Origin of the sequence: Blastochloris sulfoviridis (genome assembly GCF_008630065.1) — a bacterium.
Classification (GTDB): domain Bacteria; phylum Pseudomonadota; class Alphaproteobacteria; order Rhizobiales; family Xanthobacteraceae; genus Blastochloris; species Blastochloris sulfoviridis.
Map to the genome: position 1 here is coordinate 1 of NZ_VWPL01000085.1, position 506 is coordinate 506.

The following is a 506-nucleotide window of genomic DNA, read 5'->3' on the forward strand; positions in this document are numbered from 1 at the left end:
ACGTGATCTGCGGCATGGTCACGTCGCCCTGCAGGACGTTTCCGCGAGGCGTGCGTGCTGGCGCACGAAAACGCAGCGCGGTCGTACATGGAACATTGCGTCTGTCGAGGCGACGCCAGACGGAAGGCCCGTGCGCATCAAGCTGCGCCGCGTCCAAGTGGTCCGCCGTAAGGGCCGCTGTCAGGACGCCCAATGCCATACCGCCTCCTGAAATTGGCAGAGCAAGATGCGTAACCGGGATCCTTCTGTGGGCTCACAGCCTAATTCGCTTCATCCGGGTAGGATGCGGTTTGATCGAACAATGCTCTCGAAGAAGTCTCGTTTCCGCGGATCGTTCTGAAACCCGATGCCGATTTTTTGCACTGTATGGGGGGCTTAGGCGGGCCGGCTGACGGTATCGCCGGCCCGCGCAGCCTTCGGCCTATTCCCCCTTGCGGCGGGGCGGCGAGGGATCGGGGATCTCGCCGGGAATGTAGTTCGGCAGCCGGCTCGCAGGGATGATCGCG

1 protein-coding gene is annotated in these 506 nt (G+C 63.0%); it reads right to left on the reverse strand.

From position 1 onward, the window contains the following. On the reverse strand, positions 1–199 hold a 199-nt coding region (locus tag F1193_RS17345; protein ID WP_210247400.1), incomplete at its 3' end, for a hypothetical protein. Positions 200–506: the final 307 nt, after the last annotated feature.